The sequence below is a fragment of the Streptomyces sp. NPDC033180 genome, assembly GCF_055577645.1.
In genome coordinates this window covers 15,442-40,554 of record NZ_JBVIPU010000023.1, presented here as the reverse complement: position 1 = coordinate 40,554, position 25,113 = coordinate 15,442, and the positions used below count along the sequence as shown (strand labels likewise).

The window sequence follows — 25,113 nt, the reverse complement described above, 5'->3', positions numbered from 1 at the left end:
GCTGAAGTCATGACGAGTACAGCCCTCCGCAGCAGGGCGCGGAAACTGCTGGAGATGGTCACGACGCCGCTTCTGCCGTCGGACTACCTCGACCTGGTCAGCCCGCTGCGTGCGGGCGCTGACCTGCGTGGGCGCATCGAGGCCGTGCACCCCGAGACCGGTGACGCCGCGACCATCGTGATCAGGCCGGGGCGGGGCTGGCGCGGCCACACGGCCGGTCAGTACGTGCGGATCGGGGTCGACGTCGACGGGGTGCGCCTGTGGCGTGCCTACTCCATCACCTCGCCGACGCACCGCCAGGACGGCCGCGTCACGATCACCGTGAAGGCGATCCCGGACGGCAAGGTCAGCAACCACCTGGTCCGCAGGGCGCAACCGGGCACGCTGATCCAGCTCGACCAGCCGACCGGTGACTTCGTGCTGCCAGAGGCCAAGCCCGCCAAGGTGCTCTACCTGACAGCCGGCAGCGGCATCACGCCCGTGATGGGCATGCTGCGCGACGCCGAGTTCAACGATGTCGCCATGATCCACTGCGCGCCACAGCCGCAAGACGTGATCTTCCGCAACGACCTGCACGGCCTGGTCGCGGACAAGAAGCTCCGGCTCACCGAGGTGCACACCGACACCGACGGCATCCTCGACATCGCCCGTCTCGACGAACTCGTGCCCGACTGGGCCGAGCGCGAGACCTGGGCTTGCGGGCCCGCGGGCCTGCTCGACGCCGCCGAAAAGCACTGGAGTGAGCACGGCGTCCCAGAACGCCTGCACACCGAACGCTTCCGCCCCAGCATCGTCGTCGCCGGCGACGGCGGCGAGGTCACGTTCAGCGCCACCGGCAAGACCGTCGACGCGGACGGCGCCACACCGTTGCTGGACATCGGCGAGGAGGCCGGCGTGCTCATGCCCTCCGGGTGCCGCATGGGCATCTGCTTCGGCTGCGTCACGCCGCTCAAGACAGGCGCTGTCCGCGACCTGCGCACCGGCGAAATCACCGAGGCCGATCCGGGCGTCCTCATCCAGACCTGCGTGTCCGCCGCGGCGGGCCCCTGCGACATCGAACGGTAGGAGCACCTTGACCGCCATCGACCCCACCGCCCACCTGAGCGCGGAGCAGATCGAGGAGCTCGGCCGCGAGCTGGACGCGATCCGCGACGAGGTGATCGCCGTACGCGGCGAGAAAGACGCCGCCTACATCCGTAAAGTCATCTCGGCGCAGCGCAAGCTCGAGCTGGCCAGCAGGGGCGTGTTGCTGTTCTCGATCTTCCCGCCCGCGTGGCTAATCGGCACCGCCGGTCTGTCCGTGGCGAAGATCATGGACAACATGGAGATCGGCCACAACATCCTGCACGGCCAGTGGGACTGGATGCGGGACCCGAAGATCCACTCCACCACCTGGGAGTGGGATCACGTCTCGCCGTCCGAGCAGTGGAAGCACTCGCACAACGAGCTGCACCACACGTACACCAACGTGATCGGCAAGGACAACGACCTCGGCTACGGCATCATGCGCGTCGACGAGGACCAGAAGTGGCACCCGCTCCACCTCGGCCAGCCGCTGTGGAACTTCATCAACGCCTGCTTCTTCGAGTACGGCATCGCAGCGTACGACCTGGAGCTCGGCAAGAACCTGCCCACGCACCGCCGCAAGACCCCGGAGTTCCGCGCGCGGGCCAAGGCCGTGGGCCGCAAGATTCGCAAGCAGGTGCTCAAGGACTACGTGATCCACCCGCTCCTTTCGGGCCCGTCGTTCCTCCCCACGCTCGCCGCCACCTTCACCGCGAACCTGGCCCGCAACCTCTGGACCCACTCGGTGATCATGTGCGGGCACTTCCCCGAGGGCGTGCAAGTCTTCGAGCGCCGGTCGATCAAGGGCGAGACGCGCGGCCAGTGGTACCTGCGCCAGATGATGGGCTCGGCGAACATCAGCGGCAGCAAGGCCATGCACTTCATGACCGGCAACCTGTCGCACCAGATCGAGCACCACCTGTTCCCGGACCTGCCGAGCAACCGGTACGCCGAGGTCGCGGTGAAGGTACGCGCGCTGTTCGAGAAGTACGAGCTGGAGTACGTCACCGGGCCGCTGCCCAAGCAGGTGTTCTCCGCGTGGCACAAGGTCTTCCGGCTCTCGCTGCCGAACAAGAAGGTCAAGGTCAAGACGCCGGACCGCGAGCGGGAGCTCGTCGCGGCCTGATTCGCGGTATTGGTTCAGCGCTTTCGGCCGTTCCGGCGGCAAGACATCCGCGAGGCGCAGAAACGCGCCTGGGCCAACGAAGTAGCCAAGGGATTCAACACCACAAACGTGCTCCTGGAGTTCGCTCTGCTCAACGCAGAAGTCGGCGAATCCTCCACCGCCTGGCGCAAGAACCTGCCCGATCTCGGCGAGGAACTCGCCGAGATCGTCCTCTACGTCGCTGCCGTAGCCGTAGCCGTAGCCGTAGCCGTAGCCGTAGCCGAGATGAACAACCTCGACCTCTCCGCCGAAATCGAGCAGAAGATCACGAAGAAGCATGGCCGCGTATACAAAACGCGATGTCAACGGCGTCCCGATCCGCGTGTCCACCGACTGACCCCGCCGGAGCCCTCGGGCCGACCCCCTCCCCTCACGTGAATTCGCGGCGTCGGGTCTCAGCCAGGCCAGCGTCGAACGAACCGCCCGCCACTCGCAGCAGCCACCGGAGGCGGTCGTGCGCAACCAAGCCCTGCGGTCGGCCAAATGCATCCGCAGCTACTGTGCCGCCGGATCACACCGGAGAATGCAGCACGGCTCTCGCCACCACGGCGCCCTCTGCGACCGTGGCAGCAGGGGCTGAACCCTACGAGGCCGGCCACGTCCGCGCTCAGAGGGCAGGGCACGATCGGCAGGCGCACCACCGCGTCAGGCATGGACTGGCGCACCTCAGGCTCGCTGCCGGTCCCGGCCTCCTGCGGGCACAGCACCGTCGTCGACCTCAGTCGTCTGTCGTCGGGTGCTTGGTCTGACGCGGGTTTGGGTAGCCGCCATTTGGGTCGTCGGGTGTGCTTGTCTCCCAGCGTGAGCCGCTCGGATGGCTTTTTTCACTTTCATCGACTCTGGTCCACTTTGCGGGCTCTGTCGCTGATTTGGGGGTGCTCCTGGCTTGCGGACGGATGGGCATCACCTGTGTGTGATGGGAGCGTCGCTGATGTATTTCTGCCGGGTATCGGGGTGAAGTTCGAGAAGGTGGTAGTCCTCGGGGAATCCGAGGTCCGGCTTGTCGTACGGTCTCCGGCGTGCTCAACGGCCAGCCCCGGGGTGTGGGCGGAGATCTTCACGGGTGCACTGCTGTTACCAGCGGTCCCCCGCTGCCGCATCTGACCGTCCGACGCGTCACCAACTGGATCATGCGACGGCCCGAGCAACTCACACGCCGAGCGCAAGTGTCTCGACGAGCTGTGTGAACGCAGCCCCGCTCCCGCCTGACCACCACTTGGCATCCGGGCACGGGCGGCCCCGTAGGTTTCTACCTCGGGCTCGGATTCCGTCTGATGGGTGAGACCAGCGGAGGCCAAACAGTCGGCGAGCTCAACTTGCGCTAGGACTCGACCTATCGGACAGGCCCTAGCACTCGGTCCCTCGCGCGAGCGACTTCGATCTCGCGCTTGATGGCGGAGACGGCGGGCGGCATCACCTTGTCGCAGACAAAGGGCACCCGCCAGAACGGTTCTCCGACCTGGCGGCTGCCCGATGCTGCCGACGGAACTACTCCCGAGGCTTGGGGTTGTCACCCGCGACCGCGGTGAACCGACGAGGCCCTCCCCCGGTCCGCCGCGCCAGCCCGAGCGCCACCAGCTTGTCCAGCGCGTTGCTGATGGCTCCCGGGGACGCCCGCCATCTATCGCTCTTCGCCACGGCGATCGAGGTTGGTACGGAGCTCGAAAGCTGACCCGCCAGCTGCGCGTGGAGACGGCGGGCACGGTCGGGGCCATCCTGCCCGGGTGCAGTTCCGCCAGGTGCGGTGTGCGGTGGGGCAGCCCCGCGGGGGCGGGGCTGCCCGGTGGTGGGATCAGTGATGGTGGCCGCGGCCCCAGGTTTCGCGGTCCAGGACGTGTCCGCGGGCGTTGCGGAGTGTGGCGGTGTCGTTGTTGTCCCAGACGTAGTTGCGGCGGTCCTGGTACACGTGGTGGCGCCTGTCGTGTCCGTGGCCCGTGTGGACCTTGACGCTGGAGTGGCCCTTGAGGCGCAGGCGGTCGAAGCGGTAGCGGTTGCCCTGCTTGTCGGTCAGCGTGAAGCCGCGCAGCTTCACCGAGTGGCGGGACTTGTTCTTCACTTCCACCCACTCGGCATTGAGGCTTCGGTTGGAGTGGTCGTCGCGGCCGGGGCTGTTGTACTGGACCTCGCCGATGACGACAGCAGAGCGGTGTCGTTCCCCGTGGCCGTCGGCAGCGGCCGGCAGAGCGCCGGCCCCCAGAACGACGCCGGAAGCCAGGATCGCAGCCGCGATACGGCGGATGTCACGTGCAGCGGACATGAGTGCCCCCTCAAGTACATGTCCCTCGCCCCGGTGTGCGCGACGCTGGACGATGCGGGTTCCCCGGCGTGCTGCCGGATGACCACAGCGTGGGACTGCTGCGGGCCCGCGCGGGGGCCAACTGGAGGGTGTTACCAGATCCGGATATTTCAGCAACACTCGTTTGTATCCGTCACCGACCATGATGAACCGTTTTTCCACGAGTTGCTGCATACGCCAACGACCCTTTGAATGCTGAACAACAAGCGGTTGCCCCCGTCCGGCCCACCTCTGCGCTCGCCCTTTCCAGCAGGTCAGTTTCCGGTAACAGGCACCCGCTCCGCCTACTCGCACGCAGGCGTCAAGGCTGTTCTGACATGCGATTTCCCTCCTCGGAGACAGCATGCTCGACGTCGCGCATCCAGCGGCCTTGGTACGGGAGGAAGGATGCCGGCGTGGGGAATCATTGAGACCCGGCACCGACTCCTACCAACTCGCCCACACCAAAGCCCAGGGCGCACAGGACAAGGACGGCTGAGCAGCTCCAAGCGCGACCACCCGCTTCCGATCCACCCGGGTCGCCCTCTACCCTCACTTCAGGTGAAGTTGGGCTTCGTCCCGCACCGCAGGCTCCCAGCCCCCGAGCCGTGACCACCGAGGCCGGCTGGAGCCGCATCGCCGACTACACGGCTCCAGCCTCCGCTCTCCACGCGTGACCGGCCGGCGGGGCAACTCCCGCAGCCTCGCCCCCACGCCAGGAGGGCACCTCGCGCGAGGACCAAGGGGGAGCCGCGGTCCCGCGCGGGTTCCGGTCGCCGCCACATCTACGGCGGCGACCGGGCATCTTCCAACTGCCCACCGCAGGAACGGGATGTTTGGCTCTGTTCACGAGAACGGGCTCTGGTCTACTTTGCGGGCTCTGTCGCTGATTTGGGGGTGCAACCGATCGCGGACGGGTGGGCATCACCTGTTGTGTGAAGGATGCAGTGAGCGTCGCTGACGTACTTCTGCCGGATGTGGGGTGGAGGTCGAGAGGGTGGTCCTCGGAGCATCAGAGGTCCGGATCGTCGTGCGGTCTCCGGCAGGCTCGGCCGCCTACCCGGGGTGTAGGCGGAGACCTTCACAGGTGCACTGCTACTACCAGCGGTCTCTCTCAGACCGCCCTGTCGGCGGCCGACGGGTGCTGCTCGATCTTCGGGCACGTCGTCTCGTGTGCAGCAACGACCGTTGCGCCCAAGGGCCGTTCGCCAAGCAGGTCCCGGCCCTGACCCGCCGGCACGTACGCACGTACGCACGCACGCACGCACGCACGCCGCACGAATGCCCTCACCGCCCACCTCACCGACATCGCCCTGTTCCTGGGCGGAGGTCCAGGAACACGTCCACCTCGCTGCCGTTCTCGTCACGCTCCGCATGCTCATCCGCCGAGCAACGATCCACTACCGCTGGGACGTTCGCCCCACTACCCGGTGCCTCAAATGATCCATTTGCCAGTCGGTCCAAGGCAAGGAAAACCCCAAGGAACATGCGCTAGTGGGCATCGGTTCCTCGTTCGCGGTATTAGCCCCCTTGGTCAGTTGGCGGGCGAGCGCCGTCTTGATGAACGCCGCCCCACTTGTCCACAGTCACCACCTGGCGCTGTTGGAGTGGTGCGGCAGGCGGCATGCTGAAGCCGCCGAGCGTGAATACCCGCAGGACGACTGTCATCGCGTGCAGCAGGCGGTTCGGGTGCCGTCCTCTCACCAGCACCGCACGCAGCGGAGTGCTGGTCTCCACGCGCCATCCCGCCTCGGTGAGCCCCCGTACCGCCTCACTGAGCGCGGCCGTCCGCTGACGCTCATCCAGCGCCACCGTCGCTCGCTATGGGTGGTTTCGGCGCCTGCTGATCCACCTGCTCATCTTGGACCGACCACACCTCAGTGGCCACCGGAGCACCCGCGACGGAATGAAGCCCGGCGTCAGCCTGCGGTCTGGATAGGCCACCTCTGGATAGGCCACCCGGCTGTGACGATTGCCGACCTGGCGTATCGGATGCGAGCCGGGAGGAGGTGAGAGAGGGGACACAGGTAATGTCATACGCCGCAGAAAGCCACTGGCATGCGCCCGCTCCGTTGGTGGCGTCTCTCGCGGGAGCCGGGCTGGGTGCCTGGGCCGGTTATGTCGACGCCGGCGACGGCACCTCGACCACCGAAGCCGTGATTTTCGGCGCCGTCATCTGCGCTGTCGTGATCGCGTTGGCGTACGTCGTGCTGCGGGTCTATCCCTTCCTGGGCACTGGCGGCCAGGCGGCCGTATGCGGGGCGGTGTTCGGCATCGCCGCCGGCTTCCTGGACAGCCTCTCCGGCTCCGCGCCCAGCCGGGCCGCTATCAAGGGCCTGGCCCTGGGCGCCCTCCTCGCATGCCTGACGTACGCCATGGGCAAGTGGCGGAATCGACGATGACTGTCCTGGTGAGATCAGGCGACGAGTGCCCGCCACCGGCGAAGGCCAGTATCGCCCCCCGCACCATGCACACGCCCAATGCTGCGGCTCGATGCAGCTCGCTGACTTCTTCGCTGCCGAAGAGGACACAGTGAGCGATAGGCGTCTGTTCTCTGTTCCGTCGGCACCCCCGCGATCCGACCGAGCGGGAGACCCCGTCATCGGCCAGTAAGCCCCCTCTCACGCTGGTGCGTGGTGAAGAACGAGGACGCCTTCACCAGGTCGTGATGCGGTTGGTGCTGCTGCGGAGCTTCTGCAGGAGCCGCCAGCCGTTGAGGGTGGCCATGGCCTGCTCGCCAAGGCAGCGGGGCTTGGCATGGCTGCTGTTGTGCCGACGCTGCCACCGCTTGAGCCTTACGGCCGCGGAAGGGCACCCGGGTGGAGCCGCCGGTGCACTGATAGGCCTTGTCGGCCCAGCACTTCACCGGCTTTTGACCGCGAGAGATACAAGCAGCGCAACACCGTCGAGAGGTGCATCAACCGCCTGAAGCAGTGGCGGGGCATCGCCACCCGCTACGAGAAGACCGCTGTTATCTCCTTGGCAGGGCTCCACATTGCTGGCATCTTCCTGTGGTCCGTTCGCTGATTCCGTGCGCTATGTGCCCTGCGGCTCAGGGTGGAGCTGCTCGATCCGGTCGCGCTTGGTGTACATGTCCCAGTACTGCTCGGCGAGGTCGTCGGGGTCGACAACCGGAAATCCCGAGGTAGTTCCGGCCCGAGTGATCAAGGCGCTCATCTCGCTGCGGGCGATCGTCGCGCCCACGGAGAGCGTTCCGGCGTAGATGCCTGCGTCGGCCAGTTCGCCATGGAGTGAGTAGAGGTAGTTGCGGGCGGCGGCACCGAGGGGAGCCAGGCCGCTGAGCCGAGGCATGGGGTGGACGGCCGTGACCCCGGTGGTCAGGAGGAAGGCACCGTCTCCCCGCTCGGTCCATTCCGGCAGGGCGGCGCGCACCACCTCCACCGGGGTCAGCAAGAACATCGGGAGTCCCTCTTCGAGGGCGGCGGCACCCATCTCGGCAGCCGGGATGAGGCTCTGCTCGGTGCTGAAGGGCCCGTACTCGATGACGTCGATGCGACCGAAGCGGTCGCGGATGGCCGCGATCAGCGCCGGAACTTCGGCGGGCCGCGACAGGTCAGCGGCGAAACCGGCTGCTTCGATGCCGTCTTCCGCCAGCTGCTCGGCAAGGGCGTCCAGTCGATGCTGGCGGCGTGCCACCAGGGCGACACGGAAACCCTCACGCCGAAGCGACGGGCGACAGAGGACCCAAGACCGGTGCCGGCGCCGAACACTGCGATCACTTTAGACATGTGGGCGCTCCTCGCTCCAGTAACTTGACCCCCTGGTCAACTTCCTCTTCGACGGTAACATGCAGATTGACCGGTGGGTCAAGATATGTGGGGCGGACAGGACGCGATGAGTGGTATCAGGCCGGAAGGAAGGACCCCGAATGCGGGCCGATGCACAGCGCAACGCGGACAAGCTGCGGGCAGCCGCCGCGGAGCTCTTCCAGGAGCGCGGCCTGCAGGTACCGCTCAAAGAGATCGCCCGGCGGGCAGGAGTGAGCCACGGCACCCTCTACAACCTCTTCGGCACACGCGAGACGCTCATCGACGAGGTGGTGACCGACCGCACGGCACGTCGCCTGAATGAGGTGGCCGAAGAGGCCCTGTCTCTCGAGGATGCCTGGGAGGGATTCACGCACTACGTCGAGAAGCTCTGCGAACTCCAGGCCACCGACCCCGCCGTCGCCGACGTAATCAGTGGCCGCTACCCGGGCGCCGAGCGCCTCATGACTGCCTGCCGCCGCACCATGGACGCTGCACAGCAAATCGTCGGGCGGGCCCACGAAGCCGGCGCTCTCCGCCCCGATTTCACCAACGCAGACCTGGTGTTCACCTTCGCCGCCAACGCACTGCTGGCACGAGCCACCGCCGAGGCGGCCCCGAACGGATGGCGCCGCCAAGCCGCCTTCCTCCTGGACGGCCTACGCGCCGCATCCGCCCGTCACCCCCTGACCGCAAGCCAGCCAACCCAACAAGAAGTCCACGACGCTCTGGAAAACCTCGCCGACAAGTCATAGCCCGGTCGAATGGCACGGCCAGGCCGGCGACGTGCAGGCCAACCACCCCAGACAGGACAGACTGATCTAAACGAAAACCGCCTAGGGCATCCAACACCTTGCCGCCCGCTGAGAGAGTGGCTGGGTATGAGGTCTTGGCTGGGGCCGGGAGCGCGGTGGGACATGTGATGGCCGATGTTCACGCAGACTCAGCCGTACGTTCGTATCGGCTGCTGTCGGCTGGCCGGGCGGTGCGGTGGGAGCGGGTCAGCGCCCGGCGGCCGAGGATCAGGGCGGTCAGCCCCAGCGGGACGGCCGCGATCGCTCCGACGAGCCCGTTGCCAGTGCCAGGACCACCACTGGAGGTGGCCAGGTGCAACACTGCAAGGAGGGTGCCGACCAGCCCCGCCCCCAAGGCCGACAGGGCACCGATGCGGCCGTTGCCGGTGTTGATGCGTCCCCCGACACGGGCCAGGGCCAACCACCCGAGGGCCACACCGATCAGCGCTGCCCCGAGGGCCAGATTGGCCCCGGTGCGCCCATCACCGATGATTCCGCCCTCGGCAGCCGCCAGGATCGTTTGTGATGCGCTCACTGTCCTTCTCCTCGTTCGTCGATAGCGGATTCCGCGTCTTGGACGTGGCTTGAGAATGCCTGCCGGCCAGGGCGCCGGTCGTCCCACAGGCGCAGGCACTTTGCAGTGCCGCCGTTGCCGTACCCGGATACTGCGGACGCGGCAGGCGCAGCGCAGGTACCACGGGTGCGGTAGCGAGCCGTTCGTCCTCATGCAGGACTCGCGCCGCCTTGGCGTCCAGCTAGGGTGCCGCGCATGGACAAACGGTTCGGCGTCCCGGCCGGGGCCGGGGACTGGGCGATCGCCCTCGGCGTTGCCGGCTTGCTGCTGGGCACCGGGGTGTCCGGGAAGCAGCCCGACGCCGATCACGACTTGCTCGGCTATGCGCTGTTGGCGGCCGGGGGCCTGGCGCTGGTGGCACGCCGTCGGGCTCCGCGCGCCGTGCTGGCCGTCACCGGGCTGTGCGCGGTGGGCTACCAGGTGGCCGGTTTCGAGATGCTCGCCGTGTCGTACCTGGTCGCGATCTACGGTGTGGTACGGGCCGGGCACCGCGCCCTGGCGGTGGCAACATCCGTGACCCTGCTGGTCGTTCTGCACCTGACGGCGCTGGTCTTTCGCGACGGGCCTACGAGCGAGGCGTTGGCGCAGGCGCGGCACGTGCTCGAGGTGGCCTGGTTGATCGCCGCGTTTGCCGCCGGTGAGGCGCTACGGCAGGCCGAGCGGCGGGCGGAGGAGGCCGAGCGCACGAAGGAGGAGACCGCACGGCGCAGGGCGGACGAGGAACGGCTGCGCATCGCACGGGAGTTGCACGATTCGCTCACCCACCAGATCTCGGTCATCAAGGTGCAGGCCGAAGTGGCTGTCCATGTGGCCCGCCGGCGTGGCGAGCAGGTACCGGAGGCCGTGCTGGCGATCCAGGAGGCCGGCCGGGAGGCGAGTCGAGAGCTGCGCGCGACCCTGGAGGCGCTGCGCGACGACGACACTGCTCCCCCGCCGGGTCTCGACGACATATCGGACTTGGTGAAACGGTTCCAGGCGACTGGCCTGGAGGCATCGTTGACCATCGAAGGCAGCCGCAATGATGTGCCGGCCGCGGTCAGCCGGACCGCGTACCGGATCGTGCAGGAATCGCTGACCAACATCGCCCGGCATGCCGCCGCCGGCACCGCGTCGGTCCGCATCGGCTACCGCTCCGACGCCCTCACCGTCCGCGTCGATGACGACGGCACTGCCACCCCGCCTGCCGCGCCGACGCCGGGCCTGGGGCTGCTCGGGATGCGTGAGCGCGTCACTGCCCTCGGCGGCCGGCTGCGCGCGGAACCGCACAGCGAAGGCGGCTTCACCGTGCAGGCCGAACTCCCCGTGGAGCAGACATCGTGATCCGTGTCCTGCTGGTCGATGACCAGCCCCTCATCCGCAGCGGATTCCGCGCCCTGCTCGACCTCGAGGACGACATCGACGTGGTGGCCGAGGCCGCCGACGGCCACGAAGGGCTCGCCTTGATCAAGGAGCACCTGCCCGATGTCGCGCTCATCGACATCCAGATGCCTCACATCGACGGCATCGAGGCTACCCGACGGATCGCGGCCGACCCGGCCCTGGCCAGCGTGCATGTCGTCATCCTGACCAACTACGGCATGGACGAATACGTCCTCGACGCGCTGCGCGCGGGCGCCGCGGGATTCCTCGTCAAGGACATCGTGCCGGACGACCTCCTGCACGCCGTACGCGTCGCCGCCCGCGGCGACGCACTGCTCGCACCGTCCATCACCCGCAAGCTGATCAACCGGTACGTCAGCCAACCGTCCCTCGGCTCCGCCGGCATCGGGCTCAAGGAGCTGACGAGCCGCGAACGCGAGGCAGTCACCCTGGTCGCCCACGGCCTATCCAACGACGAGATTGCCGACCACATGGTGATCAGCCCGCTGACTGCAAAGACCCACATCAACCGGGCCATGACCAAACTCCACGCCCGCGACCGCGCCCAACTGGTAGTCCTCGCCTACGAATCCGGCCTGGTCACCCCACGCAACCACTGACAGTGCCCTGCCGGAGAGCGCCCGGCGCTGAAGTCCTCCTGCACCTTCATGCCTTGATGGGCGACGGCGATCTCGACTCCAGCTGGTGATTCCAGGCCATCCGGGAACGCCATCGGCGTCCATCTATGTGCGGCACTGTTGTGCGCGTCGGGACCACGCCCCGAGCCGCCCACTTCTCGTTCGGGTGCGGTTCCTTTGAAGGGAAGCAGTCGGTAGGTCGGTGCTGATCGGGGTGTGTTCGGCTGAACCTCTCTCTACCGTGGGCGGTGGAGGAGGCGATCCTGATGGGCTCGTTGTTCGAGGAGTTGGAGGCCCGGGAGGAGATTGCCCGGGTGCGGGTGGACGAGCTTGGGGCGCAACTGGCTGAGGTGACCGGCCGGGTTGGAAGAGGCTTGGGAGAATCTGGACCGGTTGCGGATCGCTCGGGAGACGGTGTCCGAGGTGATGGCCGAGATGTCGGCGGATGCCTCTGCCGCGATGCCTGCGGAGCCGGAAGCCGTCGGGGGCGGACGAGGCCGAGGAGGCATCTGCGTACGCCGGAGCCGAGCGGCAGATGGTGGGGGTGCTGGCGGTGCCCCACTGGCGGCCGGGGATGGACACGAGTGCACTCCCGAAGATCTACCGGGACATCGTGGAGGTGGTTCGGGATGCGCCGGGGCCGGTGCGGGCCAAGCAGGTCGTGCCGAGGATCGGGCTGCCCGCCGAGGTGGGGAAGATCGAGGGGACGCGGGGGAAGTTGAAGCGGCTGGTCGCCAGGGGCCGGCTGACCGAGGGCGATCCGGGCTTGTTCGCTCCGGCCCACCACGAGGCGGAATTGGGGTCCAACTCCTCTTGAGAGAGGGGCTCTTCTCTCAAGAGTCGAAGGTGCCAACCAAATCGACGCAAGCCGAGAAGAGCCCCGGGATGGAACCGTATGACACAAGCGTGAGTGCTGACCTGTTTGCCAGCTCGGTCAGAGCCTTCGAATCGCTGTTACGCACTCTGCAAGGCAAGCCGGCCCAGTCGTGGACCCACGCTGAGCTGGAAGAACACCTGGATGAAGCCGGACGTCAACTGCTGCGGCAGCTACTGCAGGATCACCTGGATCTGCGGGCCCGCAGGGAAGAAAAGGCAGCCAGGCGGGAAGTGCAGCCACCGGTGATCGGCTCGGACGGGCGGCCGTGTCCGTGGCGGGAGACGGGCCATGCACGCTGGCTGGCCTGCATGTTCGGCCTGGTGCGTGTGGAACGCATGGCCTATCGAGGCCCTTTGATGGCCAATGTTCATCCGGCCGATGCGACGCTGTCGCTTCCTGCGGGGCGGCATTCGATGGGACTGCGGCGGCTCGCGGTGGCCGAGGCGGTGCGGGGCTCATTCGACCAAGCTCAGAGGACGATCGAGCGAGCTGCGGACGAGTGCTGGGCAAGCGCCGTCTTGAACAGCTCGTGGCCGCCGCCTCCGGTGACATCGACTCCTTCCACCAACAGCACATTCCCGTCCCCTGCAGCCGGGATGTCCTGCTGGTCATCGAGGTCGACGGCAGGGGCGTGGTCATGCGACCGGAGGCGTTGCGGCCCGCCACTCAGAAAGCCCGTCTCGCCGCCGAGGCCGGACATCGCAGCCGACTCACGCCGGGCGAGAAGCCCAACCGCAAGCGGATGGCCACCGTGGCCTGCGTTTTCGACGCCGTCCCGGCTCCGCGCCGCCCGCACGATGTGATCCATCCGCCCGGCGGCCGCAGCACCCGCCGACGGATCCGCCGCGGCCCGGCCGCGACACGGAAATGGTGCACTGCCTCCCTCCGCCATCCGCCCGAGAAGGTCATCGCCGACGTCTTCGCCCAGGCGGAGGCCCGCGATCCCGGCCATCATCGCTGCTGGGTTGCTCTGGTCGACGGCGCCCGCCATCAACTCGACCTGATCCAGCGCGAAGCCGCCCGCCGCGGCTGCACGATCAACGTGCTCTTGGATTTCGTGCATGTCACCGAGTACGTCTGGACGGCAGCCCACGCCTTCCACAAGGTCGGCACCGCAGAGGCCGACGCTTTGGTCGCCGGCCATCTGACGACGATCCTCGCGGGTCAAGCCGACCGTGCCGCCCGGGAGATGATCGCCCAAGCCGACGAGGCCGGCCTCCGTGCCAACCGAAGAGAAGCCGTCGATACCTGCCGTCGCTATCTGTCCGGCCACCTCGACCAGCTCCGCTACGGCATCGCCCTGGCCGCGAGCCGGCCCCATCGCCACCGGCGCGATCGAGGGCGCCTGCCGACACCTGATCGGCGACCGACTGGACATCACCGGAGCCCGCTGGGGCCTCGCCGGCGCCGAAGCCGTCCTCAGGCTCCGCACGTTGATCGACAACGGTGACTTCGATTCCTATTGGCGTCACCACACCACACATGAGCACCAGCGCCTCTATCCGGCACCCGACCAGCAGGAATTCGCCCTCACCGCTTGATCGCGGGGCTGCCTTGCGATCACACTGCACCGGTGAGCTCCGACCTTCCTGCCTTCCGCTATCACCCCGATCCGCTCGCCAGCGGGTCCATCCGCGCGGGCACCGAGACCTGCGAGTGCTGCAACCGCGCCACGGGGTGGATCTACACCGCGACCTTCTACACCGAACATGAGACCAGCGGACGCTTCTGCCCCTGGTGCATCGCCGACGGCAACGCGGCTGAACGATTCGCCGGCGAGTTCACGGACTCCTACGGACTCGACGGCGTCAGCGACGAGATCCTGCACAACGTCACCCGCCGCACGCCCGGCTTCCACGCCTGGCAGGATCCGCATTGGCTCGTCCACTGCCACGACGCGGCCGCCTTTATCGGCGAGGTCGGACACAGCGAACTGGCAGCCCACCCCGAAGCCCTCGACCAGCTCAGGCAGGACCTGCGCATGGACGGCTGGCACGACGCGGCCCACCTCGAGCAGTTCCTCACCCACCTCGGCCAGGACGCCACCGCGATGCTCTTCCGCTGCACCGTCTGCGGCACCCACCTCGCCTACGCCGACGCCTCATAACGGCTACTGAGCTCGGCAGCCCGCGAGATGGAACCCCGATGTTCGTGGGCTGTGATGTCGGTTCTCATGAGCTTGCAGCCACTCAGAAGTTCAAGTCGATGTCCCGGGTGTCTCCAAAGCGCTGCCCCTCTCAGTGCCCAGGCCCTGCGGGTCGGCACAGCGGGCCAGGTAGCGGTCGAGTTCCTGGGGCCACTGGACGGCGGCTACAGCGTCCATCGTCTCCAGACGGACAGAGAGCGGGGCGACCTGTGCTGGGTCGCAGACCTGGGCCACCGTGGCGTACAGGGCGCGCAGGCGCCGCTGGACCTGGATGGACGTGGCGCCGAAGTGCCGGATCTCGTCAGTGGCGATGCATACGTAATCCGGCCACGACCGGGTGCGGTAGGTGAGGTGTCCGCCGCCCGCCGCATGGCAGGTGCCCTGGAGGCGGGGCGCGAGCATGACGAGCAGGTCCTCGATGTGGTCGAGGGCCTGGACGGCGCGGCCGGGGTCGTTGATGGCGGGGGAAAGTGCTTTGAGCGCGATGTCGACCAGGGCGCGCAAGGCTCCGGCCGGGTCGGTGGCAGCGCTGTGCGTCTCGCCGAAGAGCAGGCAGTGCACGAGGACTTCATGGTCGGCGCGGGCGGTGTGGTCGGCGGGGCCATGGACGTGAAAGAGCGGCGCCTGATGCGCGATGAAGTCGCCGACGACCGGGATGAGTTCGAGTCTGACGCCCCACGCCTGGGCAAACGTCTCAAGGCGCCGCTCGTCGAAGGACAACAGCACCTGCCCGTTGCGGGGCGGGGCGCCCAGCCGCACTACTACAAGTTCCTCGTCCCGTATGGCTACGGGCGCCGTCGGCACAGAGCTGCCGGGGAGACGAGGATGGGTGCGCTGTACCGCCTGCCGCCCTTGGGCGGCCAGCGAGCGTAGCAAGTAGCCCGAGTTCAGGACGCCGGTCACGCGGGTGACGAGTGCGAGGAACAGCACCGCGCAGATCACCGAGAGGGCGATGGCGCAGAAGACGGACAGGATGGGGCGGTATTCCTCCTCATGCACCGCCAGGCGCACGGAGACCAGCAGGGTATAGACGAACGTAGCCAGGAAGACCCCGATGGACCAGCGCATGATCGGGTCTTGGCGCAGGATCGGCACCACGCGTACGGACAGCTGTGCCGCCCCGAACTGCATGGCGAGCGTGAGCGCGGTGAAGACCAGACCGGTCAGCGTGATCATGCCGCCGGCTACGGCGCTGAGCAGGTTGGACATGGCGCTGTCGTCCACCGTGGGGAAGAACTGACCGCCGTAGTCGCCCTCCCAACCGGCCAGGCTGCGGTCCACCAGCGGCAGCAGCCATGACAGGAACACCGCGACCGCCAGCATCGCCAGCGGCAGTCGCCACACCGGCAGTACTCGCAGACGACGGCGCGTGCGGTACCAGTGCCAGCCCGCCATGCCTAGCTCCTTCGGAAACATGACGCCCCACAGGAGGCCCTGACGTCGATGTTCGGTGCCTGAACGACCGTCCGCCGGTCGTATGCGGATGCGTATGCGGATACGGATACGGATGCGGATGCGGACGTGTTAGGGCGTGCTGGCCCATGGGAGAGGCCATGCCTTCTCCCAATCTGACCCTGTACAGCTCACACCTCGCACGACGGGTCGGCAACTCCACACCGTGCCGCGCCCGTCCGAACCCTGCGCGTTCCGAGGGGCGATGTCGGCGGGGTCTTCCTAGAGTCGGATCATGAGCACCAGGATGGCGGAAACCGCGCCTCCGACAGCCGGACGGCCGCCCCAGAGCGAGGGCAGGGGCCGCCCGTCTGCGAGCGGTTGGCCGGCCAAGGTTCCGGGGGCTTTTGCCGGAGGCCATGGAACTTGACGAGGACTTCCTCGACGCCCTGGAATACGCGATGCCACCCACCGGCGGGCTCGGCATCGCAGACGCGTCAGCTGGTGAGAGCCGGAGGAGCTGGGCCCATGCGGCCCCATGCGGCCCCTCCCCCACGCGTCTCAAACGCTCACCTTCTCGTTCTCGGTGCGGTCGAGGCACCGCCAGATGAATTCGATTGCTCCCGCAGAGAGGATCCCGATTCCGGCCGCCGCCCAGGGAATGGTGCTGCCTGCGAGGCGCAGCGCGAAGTAGTCCTGGAGCCAGGGCACGACGAGGACGAGCAGGAAGCCGGCGCCCATCGTGGCGATGAGGCAGATCCGCCACCAGTTGTAGGGGCGGGCGACAATCGCCAGGACCCACAGGGAGACGAGGAAGAGCGTCAGGGTCGCGGCGCTGGTCTCCGCCTTGCGCGCGTCCGCCCCGCTGTAATGACCGAGGGCGAGGACGTAGGTGAGAAACGTCGCTGCGCCCGCAACCGCACCGATCGGCAGGGCGTGCCGCATGACGCGGCGCACGAAGTGCGGCTTCGCGCGCTCCGTGTTGGGCGCCAAGGCGAGGAAGAAGGCAGGAACGCCGATCGTCAGCGTGGCGAGAAGGGTCAGGTGGCGGGGCAGGAAGGGGTAGCTGACCTGCCAGATGGAGGTGAGTACGGCCAGGAGGACGGAGTAGACGGTCTTGACGAGGAAGAGGGTGGCGACGCGGGTGATGTTGCCGATGACGCGGCGGCCCTCGGCGACCACCGAAGGCAGCGTGGCGAAACTGTTGTTGAGCAGCACGATCTGGGCGACTGCGCGCGTCGCCTCCGAGCCGGATCCCATGGAAACGCCGATGTCCGCGTCCTTCAGGGCGAGTACGTCGTTGACTCCGTCGCCGGTCATCGCGACGGTGTGGCCCTTGGACTGCAGGGCACTGACCATGTCGCGCTTCTGCTGCGGGGTGACGCGGCCGAACACTGCGTTGTCGTCAAGGACCTGGGCCAACGCTTCTTTGTCGGAGGGAAGTTCGCGTGCATCCACCGTCTGGTCCGCGCCGGGCAGGTCGAGTTTGCCGGCGACCGCGCCGACCGAGACGGCGTTGTCGCCGGAGATGACCTTGGCGGCGACGTTCTGGTCCCCGAAGTAGCGCAGCGTGTCAGCGGCGTCCGGGCGCAGCCGCTGCTCCAGGACGACGAGTGCGGTTGCCTGGGCGCCGTCTGCGACGTTTGTGTCGTCGAGTTCCTTCTTTGCTCGGGCGAGCAGCAGCACGCGTAGTCCCTGCTCGTTGAGGTGCTCGATCTCGGTGAGGGCGAGGTCGTCGCCCTGGAGCAATACATCAGGGGCGCCGAGCAGCCAGGTCGACTTCTCGCCGTTGCCCTCGCTGAAGCTTGCGCCGCTGTATTTGCGGGCCGAGGAGAAGGGCAACACCTCGGTACAACGCCATCCCTCGCCGTCCGGATAGGCGTCGATGATTGCCTGCAGGCTTGCGTTGGGGCGGGGATCCGACTCGCCGAGAGCGTTGAGGACCTTACGTACGTAGGCCTCGTCCGAGCCGTTCAGCAGGCGCAACTCCGTGACATCCATGCCGCCCTCGGTGAGGGTGCCCGTCTTGTCGAGACAGACCGTGTCCACACGCGCCAGGCCCTCGATGGCGGGAAGCTCCTGCACAAGGCACTGCTTGCGCCCCAACCGGATCACACCGACCGCGAAGGCTACGGAGGTCAGCAGCACCAGACCCTCGGGAATCATCGGCACGATCCCGGCAATGGCCCGGGAAATGGCTCTGCGCATCCCCTCGTTCTCTACTCGGAGTTGCGTGATGGCCAGGCCGATCGAGGCAGGGATCATCAGCCAGGTCACGTACTTGAGGATGACGGAGATGCCGGAGCGCAGCTCGGAGTGGACGAGTGTGAATCGACTGGCCTCCTCTGCGAGCTGCGCCGCGTAGGCCTCTCTGCCGACCTTCGTCGCGGTGAACGCGCCGCCGCCCGCGACCACGAAGCTGCCGGACATCGCCGGGTCGCCAGGCTTCTTCACCACCGGGTCGGCCTCGCCGGTCAGCAGCGACTCGTCGACCTCGAGGCCGTCCGTCTCCACGCATGTACCGTCCACCACGATCTTGTCCCCGGGCCCGATTTCGATCAGGTCGCCGAGCACGATCTCGGACGCGGACACCTCGGCCGACCTGCCGTCGCGGCGCACCGTCGGCTTGGCTTCGCCGATCACCGCGAGATTGTCCAGGGTCTTCTTCGCCCGCAGTTCCTGGAAGATGCCGATGCCGGTGTTGGCCAGGATCACGAGGCCGAAGAGTGTGTCCTGGAACGGAGCGATGCACAGCATGATCATCCACAGGACACCGATGATCAGGTTGAAGCGGGTAAAGACGTTGCCGCGGACGATGTCCGCAGTGGAACGGCTGCTGCGCACCGGGACGTCGTTGACCTCGCCGCGCGCGACCCGCTCGGCCACCTGCGTACTCGACAGCCCACGGGAGCTGACTCGGTACAGCGATTCATCCGGCAACGCCATGCTCCTGCCGCCCGTCATGTGGTCGGTGCCTACGATGCCGCCGGACCGAACGGCCCTGAGACGAGAGCGGTCACGGCACAGGTCACGTCAGGACCGCCCTAGGTGATCAGCACCGGAGTCCCTTTTCGGGACCGGAAAGCTCCCTCTCGATCATGGTGAGCCACACCCACGGAAACGCCCAGCCGAGGCCATCGCGGTACCGGCGGACGGGTGAAGACGGGGACGCGCGCAGGAAGAATCTCCAAGCCCGGCAGCCTTCCGGCGACGGAGAGTGGCCGAACAGGCGGCACCGCTCGAGGCCACCTATCGTGAGGCGAGGGGTAATCGCTGGAGGTAGCCATGCGAATACGCTGCGTGCTCGGCAATGCCGTGGCGCTCACCCTGGTGGGAGTGGGAGCGCCCGCTGCAGCCGCGGATGGCAACGACCCCGACCTGTCCCACATCTACGAGCAGAAGTTCACGTGGTCCAGCTGCAAGGCATTGGGGGACGTCCTCGAAGAGATCCCCAGGGACATGCAGTGCGGCAAGGTCACCGTTCCCCTGGACTATGCAGCGCCGGACAAGGGCACGATCGAGCTCTTCCTCAACAGGCTTCCAGCCTCCGGCAAGAAGCGCGGCTCCCTGCTCCTCAACTTCGGCGGTCCCGGCGCCGTAGGCGTCGCCCAGGTTGCGGGCCGGGCAAAGGCGTTCGGGGACCTCGCCAAGTCGTACGACGTAGTGGGCTTTGATCCGCGTGGTGTCGGCTTCAGCTCGCCCGCCACCTGCGGTGACGGCAGCGACCAGCCCTCGACCGCCTCGAACGGTGACGAGAACAGCGCGGCCTCCGCCATGGACATGTTCACCAAGGCGTACGAGGAGTGCAAGAAGCATTCCGGGCCAGTGCTGCAGCACATGGGGACCATCAACGTGTCACGCGACCTCGACGTGATGCGCCACATCCTCGGCGACAAGAAGCTCAACTTCCTCGGCTTCTCGTACGGGACGCGGCTCGGCGCCGTCTACACCGCCCAGTTCCCCAAGCACACAGGCCGGCTCGTGCTCGACGGAGTTGACACGCTCACCGAACCGCTGAGCGATTCATCGCTCGTGGGCGCCCAGGGCCAGCAGACCGCGCTGGACAACTTCGTGACCTGGTGCGCGCACAACGAGGGCTGCCCGCTCGGCGCGAACTCCCGAGACGCCAAGCAGAACATCGCCAAGTTGGTGACCACACTCAACGCGAAACCCGTGGCAGCCAGCAACGGGCAGGAGCTCACCGGCGACGACCTGGTCCAATCCCTGTCGAAAGCGCTCTACGGCAGGGGCAACTGGCCTTACCTGTCGCAGGCGCTCACCTCGCTGATCACCGACGACGACCCCAAATCGCTGCTTCGGATCAGCGGCTCCCTGCTGCCGCCCGATCCCGACCCCAACGGCTCCGGCGACGAGGGACCCGACGGCATCTCCAACGCACGCGTCCCTACGCGCACAGCGCAGAAAGAGGAGGCGGTCAAGCCACCGCCGGACGACAACTCCGGCATCGCGCTGAGGGCTGTCAACTGCGCGGACGACCCAGACCGCCTCACAGTCGCCGACTTTCAGAACACCGCCAAGTTCGAGCGGATGGCGCGCGACTACGCCAAGGCTTCGCCGATCTTCGGCCCCACCGCCCTGCTCCAGGTCCAGATGTGCGCGGGCTTCCCCGCAGGCACCGACTTCGTCCGCAGGATCAAGAACGTGCACACACCGAAGTTTCTGCTGGTGGGCACGCGAGGCGACCCTGCCACGCCCTACCGCTGGACGGTCGAGACCGCCAAGCGGCTCGGAGACTCGGCGGTCGTCCTCGACAACAAGGGCGACGGGCACGCCGCGTACTTCTCCTCGAAGTGCGTGAAGCAAAAGGTCGACGATTTCCTGCTGTACGGCACGCTGATCAAGAGCGGCTCATCCTGCAGCTCGGACAACTGATCCCCCGCGATGCCTCGTGAGACACGTCGATCGCCCTGTTCCGGAATGGCCTCCTAGGGGCAGGCCATTCCGGTCGGCTGTGGGACCCCAGCTAAAGGAGGAGGCAACTGGCAGGTTCCTCTCCAGGCCTAGGACGCTGGCCCAGGGTCTGGCCCGGGGGTGGATGGGACCCGCCGGCTACTTTCGGATGGCCACACCCAGCGTGCGCGTGTTGTCCTTCTTATCCGAGTCCAGGGGTGAGGACACGACGGTGGCGGTGGCGGTCACCTTGGCCGGGGCGTTCTTAGCCACCACCACCTTGATGACGACAGGTCTGAACTGGCCGGCTCCGGGGTGCATGTGACGCAGCGCGCACCGGACGGTGGAAGACTTGCCGGCCGTCCCGCGTGCCGACTTGCACGAGGCTCCCTTGGCCGAGACATAACGCTGTCCCGGCCCCAGCCGGACGTCACCGGGACGTCGGCATGGGCCAGGTACCCGGACATCTGCACCGGAATTCGATAACTCAGGACCCGTCCTCGGGCAGCAGACTTGGGAACTTTGAGCTCTTTCGCGGGCCCGATGGCCATGGCGTCGTACTGGCTCCTACGGGTGCCGTCCGGGTCGGCCCGGCGGAGCAACTTGCCGAAAGTCTCGTACGCCACGGCGCGCGTGTGCCCACACGGGGACTGACCGAGGCATGGGTCAAAGGGCCAATGAGAATGCCGGCCCCGGGCGACGTACAGCAAGAAGCTGATCACGCCGCCCGCCTGGCCCGGCTTGCGCAACTCTCGTCCGCGGACTCACACAGTGCTGGCCGACGTGCCGTATGCGATCAACTAGCAAACGACCAACGTGTGTTGGTCAATGTGAGGTCGAGGCAGTTCCACGGCCCCTCGTCGCCGTTGATCCCGCACGGCAGGGTGCCACCATCGGTGAGCTCGTGTGCGTGGTGGTTCAGCGTGTGCCCGCACATGCACCGGCGGTTGCCGTCGGCCTCTGCCGAGCGTCGGTAGCCCTCGGCGTGGGCTGCCGACAGATCGACTTCGCGCTCCGCCTCGGCCAGGTTGAGGTCAAGGCCGATCGGGTCGAGGCGGTGGGCGTCGAGCTGCTCAAGATCGAGGGCGGCGAGCGCCGTAGCGATCTCAGGATGGGCCTGTGCGGCTGCACGCAGGGTGTGCAGCGCGTCGGCGTGCGCGCGAGCCGCCTTGGCGCTCTGGGCCCACGCGTTCGCCCGGTGGTACACGTCCAACACGGTGCGGCTCCATTCCTCGTGGGTATCGGTCTGTCTGGTCAGGGTGCACGGCAGCACTGACAACGTCGATCAGCAGGCGGGGATCTCGGTGCTCTTCACGCACGGGTAGTACGTCATCCCGTTCTCCCGGCGCGCGAGCTGGTATCGGATGATCATGTTGTGGCCGCGGGCTGTCTCCCCGGCCATCTTCATCGCACGCTCCACGGTCGACGCGCTGCGGGTCTCGATCACCGACAGCCAGCGCGCGGCCGAGTTGGGGCGGGCGCCGAGCGTTGCCCCGTAACGGTTCACGACGAGCTCGAAGCGCGGGCGCAGGGCGTCGGCCACGTACGGGGAGGGGAACGGGGTGGTCATCGCGGGGGCCTTTCAGCTGCGGGGCGCGGTGGGGGCATGCACGGGTGGTGCGTTTTGTGCTTCGGCCAGACCCGCAGATCCGGGCACTCGGCATCCGCAGAGCGGGACAGCACGGCCGCCGCCCGGGCCCCGGGGCACCGGAAGCACCATCTCTCCCTCCAAGTACTGGCACTTCCAGCCCTTCTCCGCGACGAGATCGAGGACCGCCTGCCAGTTCTCCACCGAGGCATCCGGGACACGCATGTCCGGCAACGACCCCACCAAGTCCGGGGCGAAGAAGCACTTCACGTCATCCCACAGCAGGTCAGTCACCCCGCCATGTCGCCCGGCCCCGGGTACAACGCAGCCCTGTTTCCCTTGACCAAAGACATAGGGGCACCCCCCGCCTGACGGGCCAGGCCTGTGATGCACAGATCAGCGTGGCACGCCGAGCTCGGGTAGCTGACAGCCTGTGGCTGAAGAAGGACTGCAGGCGTCCCAGCGCGAGCACTACGCCGAGACCCAGCCGGGGGCCCCCGCCGTGCGTGTGACGTACGGGTAGGCTCTGATGGGTCTCATGCGTACCAGCAGATCCTTGGCCACCCTCGCTCTTGCCGTCGCCGCGGTTTTCGGCGCTACGGCCGTCGCTCACGCGGGCGGAGACGCCGAGGTATCGCCGCGCCGTATCGCCCCCGGCGGCACCGTCACCGTGTCGGTCTCCTGCCCGGCGACCGGCGGCACGCCCCCGCCGGCCATCGACGCCACTTCCCAGGCCTTCGAGCAGGGGACGGTCAAGCTCGCACACGTCCCCGGCAACGACGACACTGTCGCGGGCCCCGCCTACAGCGGCACCGCACGTGTCGCCCCCGCCGGCAACTTCAAGGGCGGCCCCAACCCCGTCGGCCCCTCCTCCGAATGGGGCGTCGACGGCAATTGCCCCGGCGACGGACAGTGGACGGCCTCCTTCACCGTGGCCCGTGGCACGCCCCCCAACCGTGGCGTCCACGCTGGCGAGGGCGGCACCTTCACCGATTCCCGCACGGCCTTGATCACCGGTGCCGTCCTCATCGCAGGCGTCCTTGGCTACACGACCCACGCTCTGCGCCGCAGGAGCACCACACTCGACGGCTGAACCGACATAGGGCATCCGTCGAGTTCTTCTTTGCACCGCAACCTGCCACGTCGCCTCGGTGCTGGACACGATTGAGGCCAGCACCCGCGCCCCGCCGGTATCTGCCACGCGCACGGATAGGGTGCCGAGCGCCTGAGCGTTGTCAAAGATCGTTTTCAGTGACGGGGGCGCAGGATGCGCTCGCGAGAGAAATGAGCGGTGGCCCCGGCCGTCTCCTCGATGGGCGAGTCCGGGTTGCGGCGAGGCAGGTGAAATAGGTAGGGGCGCCGTCGCGAGCGCTGCGATACCGCCGCCCGGACCAGCGGAACATGCCCACGCCTCCGAGTTTGTGTTAGAGCGCACTCCAACTCCTAGGTTCGGCGCATGCGATACGTCAAACTCGGAACGACCGGACTGGAAGTCTCCGCCATCACCCTCGGCTGCATGAGCTTCGGCGAGCCGGACCGGGGCGGCGAGCCCTGGTCGCTGGGCGCGGACGCCAGCCGGGACATCATCAAGCAGGCCCTCGATGGCGGCGTCAACTTCCTCGACACGGCCAATGGGTACAGCGCCGGAAGCAGCGAGGAGATCGTCGGCCAGGCGGTCAAGGACTTCACCCGGCGCGAGGAGGTCGTTCTCTCCACCAAGGTCTGGATGCGGATGCGCCCCGGCCCGAACGGCGCCGGGCTGTCCCGCAAGGCGATCTTCGCCGAGCTCGACGCCTCCCTGAAGCGGCTGGGGACCGACTACATCGACCTGTACCAGATCCACCGCTGGGACTACGACACCCCGATTGAGGAAACCCTCGAGGCGCTGCACGACGCGGTCAAGTCCGGGAAGGTCCGCTATATCGGAGCCTCTTCCATGTACGCCTGGCAGTTCGCCAAGGCCCTGTACCTGGCTGACCTGAACGGCTGGACCCGGTTCGTGTCGATGCAGGACCACTACAACCTCATCCACCGAGAAGCAGAGCGGGAGATGCTCCCGCTCTGCGCCGACCAGGGCATCGGCGTGATCCCGTGGAGCCCGCTGGCGCGGGGCAGGCTGACGCGGGTCCGGGACACCGCCACGGCGCGTGCCGAGACCGACGAGGGCGGCAAGATCCTCTACCGCGACGGGGATCAGGCAGTGGCCGAGCGCGTCCACGAGATCGCGGGCAAGCGAGGTCTGTCCCCGGCCCAGGTCGCCCTGGCCTGGGTCATGCGCAACCCGGCGGTGACCTCGCCCATCGTCGGGGTCACCAAGCCGGCCCAGCTGGCCGACGCACTCGCCGCGGTGGACGTCGCACTCGACGAAGACGAGGCCGCCTACTTGGAGGAGCCCTACCAGCCGCACGAGGTCGCCTACCTGGAGGAGTCCTTCTACAAGTCGCGCCCTGTGGCGGGCTCCCGGTAGTCCGGGCTACCGCCGGGCCTTCGACTAGGGCCTGTTCTGGGTTGAGATCACGGTGGGCGAGAGTGCCACTGACTGACACTGCTTGGAACCGGGCC

General features: G+C 67.5%; 19 protein-coding genes and 6 pseudogenes. 17 read left to right on the top strand and 8 right to left on the bottom strand.

The genetic code is table 11. The annotated features are described in order from the left end of the window. The first annotated feature begins 9 nt into the window (after positions 1-9). From ACZ5WE_RS36700 to ACZ5WE_RS36685, 4 genes and pseudogenes are all read left to right on the top strand, one after another. The gene (locus ACZ5WE_RS36700) at positions 10-1,065 is read left to right on the top strand and encodes a ferredoxin reductase (protein WP_467695761.1); all 1,056 of its coding nucleotides are present in this window, start codon (positions 10-12) and stop codon (positions 1,063-1,065) included. A gap of 7 nt (positions 1,066-1,072) precedes the next feature. Then, the gene (locus ACZ5WE_RS36695) at positions 1,073-2,191 is read left to right on the top strand and encodes a fatty acid desaturase family protein (protein ID WP_467695759.1); all 1,119 of its coding nucleotides are present in this window, start codon (positions 1,073-1,075) and stop codon (positions 2,189-2,191) included. Between the two features lie 9 nt (positions 2,192-2,200). Continuing rightward, the gene (locus ACZ5WE_RS36690) at positions 2,201-2,608 is read left to right on the top strand and encodes a nucleoside triphosphate pyrophosphohydrolase family protein (RefSeq protein ID WP_467695758.1); all 408 of its coding nucleotides are present in this window, start codon (positions 2,201-2,203) and stop codon (positions 2,606-2,608) included. Between the two features lie 824 nt (positions 2,609-3,432). Continuing rightward, positions 3,433-3,555: pseudogene (locus tag ACZ5WE_RS36685) on the top strand (GNAT family N-acetyltransferase); the annotation flags it as partial. Positions 3,556-4,022: 467 nt separating this feature from the next. Here ACZ5WE_RS36685 and ACZ5WE_RS36680 read toward each other — a convergent pair. Continuing rightward, on the bottom strand, positions 4,023-4,487 hold the full coding sequence (locus tag ACZ5WE_RS36680; RefSeq protein WP_467695756.1) for a lamin tail domain-containing protein: 465 nt from the start codon (positions 4,485-4,487) through the stop codon (positions 4,023-4,025). Between the two features lie 1,000 nt (positions 4,488-5,487). Here ACZ5WE_RS36680 and ACZ5WE_RS36675 point away from each other — a divergent pair. From ACZ5WE_RS36675 to ACZ5WE_RS36660, 4 genes and pseudogenes are all read left to right on the top strand, one after another. Beyond that, positions 5,488-5,676, top strand: a pseudogene (locus ACZ5WE_RS36675) (ISL3-like element ISMex26 family transposase); the annotation flags it as partial. A gap of 182 nt (positions 5,677-5,858) precedes the next feature. Beyond that, positions 5,859-5,948, top strand: a pseudogene (locus ACZ5WE_RS36670) (IS5/IS1182 family transposase); the annotation flags it as partial. A gap of 587 nt (positions 5,949-6,535) precedes the next feature. Further along, entirely contained in the window at positions 6,536-6,907 is a 372-nt protein-coding gene (locus ACZ5WE_RS36665; RefSeq protein ID WP_467695754.1) for a hypothetical protein, read from the top strand. A 463-nt stretch (positions 6,908-7,370) separates the two neighbouring features. Next, a pseudogene (locus ACZ5WE_RS36660) lies at positions 7,371-7,532 on the top strand (IS5/IS1182 family transposase); the annotation flags it as partial. Positions 7,533-7,541: 9 nt separating this feature from the next. Here ACZ5WE_RS36660 and ACZ5WE_RS36655 read toward each other — a convergent pair. Beyond that, positions 7,542-8,162 (bottom strand): SDR family NAD(P)-dependent oxidoreductase, encoded by a 621-nt coding sequence (locus ACZ5WE_RS36655; protein ID WP_467695753.1) that lies wholly within the window; start codon positions 8,160-8,162, stop codon positions 7,542-7,544. A 232-nt stretch (positions 8,163-8,394) separates the two neighbouring features. Between ACZ5WE_RS36655 and ACZ5WE_RS36650 the strand changes: the two genes are divergently transcribed. Then, positions 8,395-9,027, top strand: a complete 633-nt coding sequence (locus ACZ5WE_RS36650; protein WP_467695751.1) for a TetR/AcrR family transcriptional regulator — start codon at positions 8,395-8,397, stop codon at positions 9,025-9,027. Positions 9,028-9,205: 178 nt separating this feature from the next. Here ACZ5WE_RS36650 and ACZ5WE_RS36645 read toward each other — a convergent pair whose 3' ends face one another. Beyond that, on the bottom strand, positions 9,206-9,601 hold the full coding sequence (locus ACZ5WE_RS36645) for a DUF6223 family protein (protein WP_467695749.1): 396 nt from the start codon (positions 9,599-9,601) through the stop codon (positions 9,206-9,208). Positions 9,602-9,835: 234 nt separating this feature from the next. Here ACZ5WE_RS36645 and ACZ5WE_RS36640 point away from each other — a divergent pair, with 234 nt between their 5' ends. The 5 genes and pseudogenes from ACZ5WE_RS36640 to ACZ5WE_RS36620 all read left to right on the top strand — a co-directional run bounded on the left by ACZ5WE_RS36640 (position 9,836) and on the right by ACZ5WE_RS36620 (position 14,621). Further along, positions 9,836-10,960: a sensor histidine kinase gene (locus ACZ5WE_RS36640; RefSeq protein ID WP_467695748.1), complete on the top strand. Its 1,125-nt coding sequence runs from the start codon at positions 9,836-9,838 to the stop codon at positions 10,958-10,960. After that, positions 10,957-11,619 (top strand): response regulator, encoded by a 663-nt coding sequence (locus ACZ5WE_RS36635; protein ID WP_467695746.1) that lies wholly within the window; start codon positions 10,957-10,959, stop codon positions 11,617-11,619. Before ACZ5WE_RS36640 ends, ACZ5WE_RS36635 begins: the two co-directional genes overlap by 4 nt. A gap of 463 nt (positions 11,620-12,082) precedes the next feature. Next, positions 12,083-12,454, top strand: a complete 372-nt coding sequence (locus ACZ5WE_RS36630) for a hypothetical protein (protein WP_467695744.1) — start codon at positions 12,083-12,085, stop codon at positions 12,452-12,454. A gap of 68 nt (positions 12,455-12,522) precedes the next feature. Continuing rightward, positions 12,523-14,055 (top strand): annotated as a pseudogene (locus tag ACZ5WE_RS36625) (ISKra4 family transposase). 32 nt (positions 14,056-14,087) lie between these two features. Continuing rightward, positions 14,088-14,621: a CbrC family protein gene (locus tag ACZ5WE_RS36620; RefSeq protein ID WP_467695742.1), complete on the top strand. Its 534-nt coding sequence runs from the start codon at positions 14,088-14,090 to the stop codon at positions 14,619-14,621. A gap of 90 nt (positions 14,622-14,711) precedes the next feature. On the opposite strand, the gene ACZ5WE_RS36615 is transcribed toward ACZ5WE_RS36620, so the two are convergent. Both ACZ5WE_RS36615 and ACZ5WE_RS36610 read right to left on the bottom strand, forming a co-directional pair. Continuing rightward, a complete protein-coding gene (locus ACZ5WE_RS36615) occupies positions 14,712-16,055 on the bottom strand; it encodes a DUF2254 domain-containing protein (RefSeq protein ID WP_467695740.1) in 1,344 nt (447 codons plus the stop codon). Positions 16,056-16,613: 558 nt separating this feature from the next. Then, positions 16,614-18,998 carry an HAD-IC family P-type ATPase gene (locus tag ACZ5WE_RS36610; RefSeq protein WP_467695739.1) on the bottom strand — a complete coding sequence of 795 codons (2,385 nt, stop codon included), beginning with the start codon at positions 18,996-18,998 and terminating at the stop codon, positions 16,614-16,616. 339 nt (positions 18,999-19,337) lie between these two features. Between ACZ5WE_RS36610 and ACZ5WE_RS36605 the strand changes: the two genes are divergently transcribed. Further along, positions 19,338-20,945, top strand: a complete 1,608-nt coding sequence (locus ACZ5WE_RS36605) for an alpha/beta hydrolase (protein ID WP_467695737.1) — start codon at positions 19,338-19,340, stop codon at positions 20,943-20,945. A gap of 814 nt (positions 20,946-21,759) precedes the next feature. On the opposite strand, the gene ACZ5WE_RS36600 is transcribed toward ACZ5WE_RS36605, so the two are convergent. The 3 genes and pseudogenes from ACZ5WE_RS36600 to ACZ5WE_RS36590 form a co-directional block, all read right to left on the bottom strand. Beyond that, positions 21,760-22,179: a hypothetical protein gene (locus tag ACZ5WE_RS36600; RefSeq protein ID WP_467695735.1), complete on the bottom strand. Its 420-nt coding sequence runs from the start codon at positions 22,177-22,179 to the stop codon at positions 21,760-21,762. Positions 22,180-22,248: 69 nt separating this feature from the next. Then, complete coding sequence (locus ACZ5WE_RS36595; protein ID WP_467695733.1) at positions 22,249-22,533, bottom strand: hypothetical protein; 285 nt, start codon at positions 22,531-22,533, stop codon at positions 22,249-22,251. A 62-nt stretch (positions 22,534-22,595) separates the two neighbouring features. After that, positions 22,596-22,845: pseudogene (locus ACZ5WE_RS36590) on the bottom strand (hypothetical protein); the annotation flags it as partial. Positions 22,846-23,089: 244 nt separating this feature from the next. On the opposite strand from ACZ5WE_RS36590, the gene ACZ5WE_RS36585 reads away from it, so the two are divergent. Both ACZ5WE_RS36585 and ACZ5WE_RS36580 read left to right on the top strand, forming a co-directional pair. Beyond that, the gene (locus ACZ5WE_RS36585) at positions 23,090-23,644 is read left to right on the top strand and encodes a hypothetical protein (RefSeq protein ID WP_467695731.1); all 555 of its coding nucleotides are present in this window, start codon (positions 23,090-23,092) and stop codon (positions 23,642-23,644) included. Between the two features lie 363 nt (positions 23,645-24,007). Continuing rightward, positions 24,008-25,018, top strand: coding sequence for an aldo/keto reductase (locus tag ACZ5WE_RS36580; protein ID WP_467695729.1), 1,011 nt, complete (start codon positions 24,008-24,010; stop codon positions 25,016-25,018). Positions 25,019-25,113: the final 95 nt, after the last annotated feature.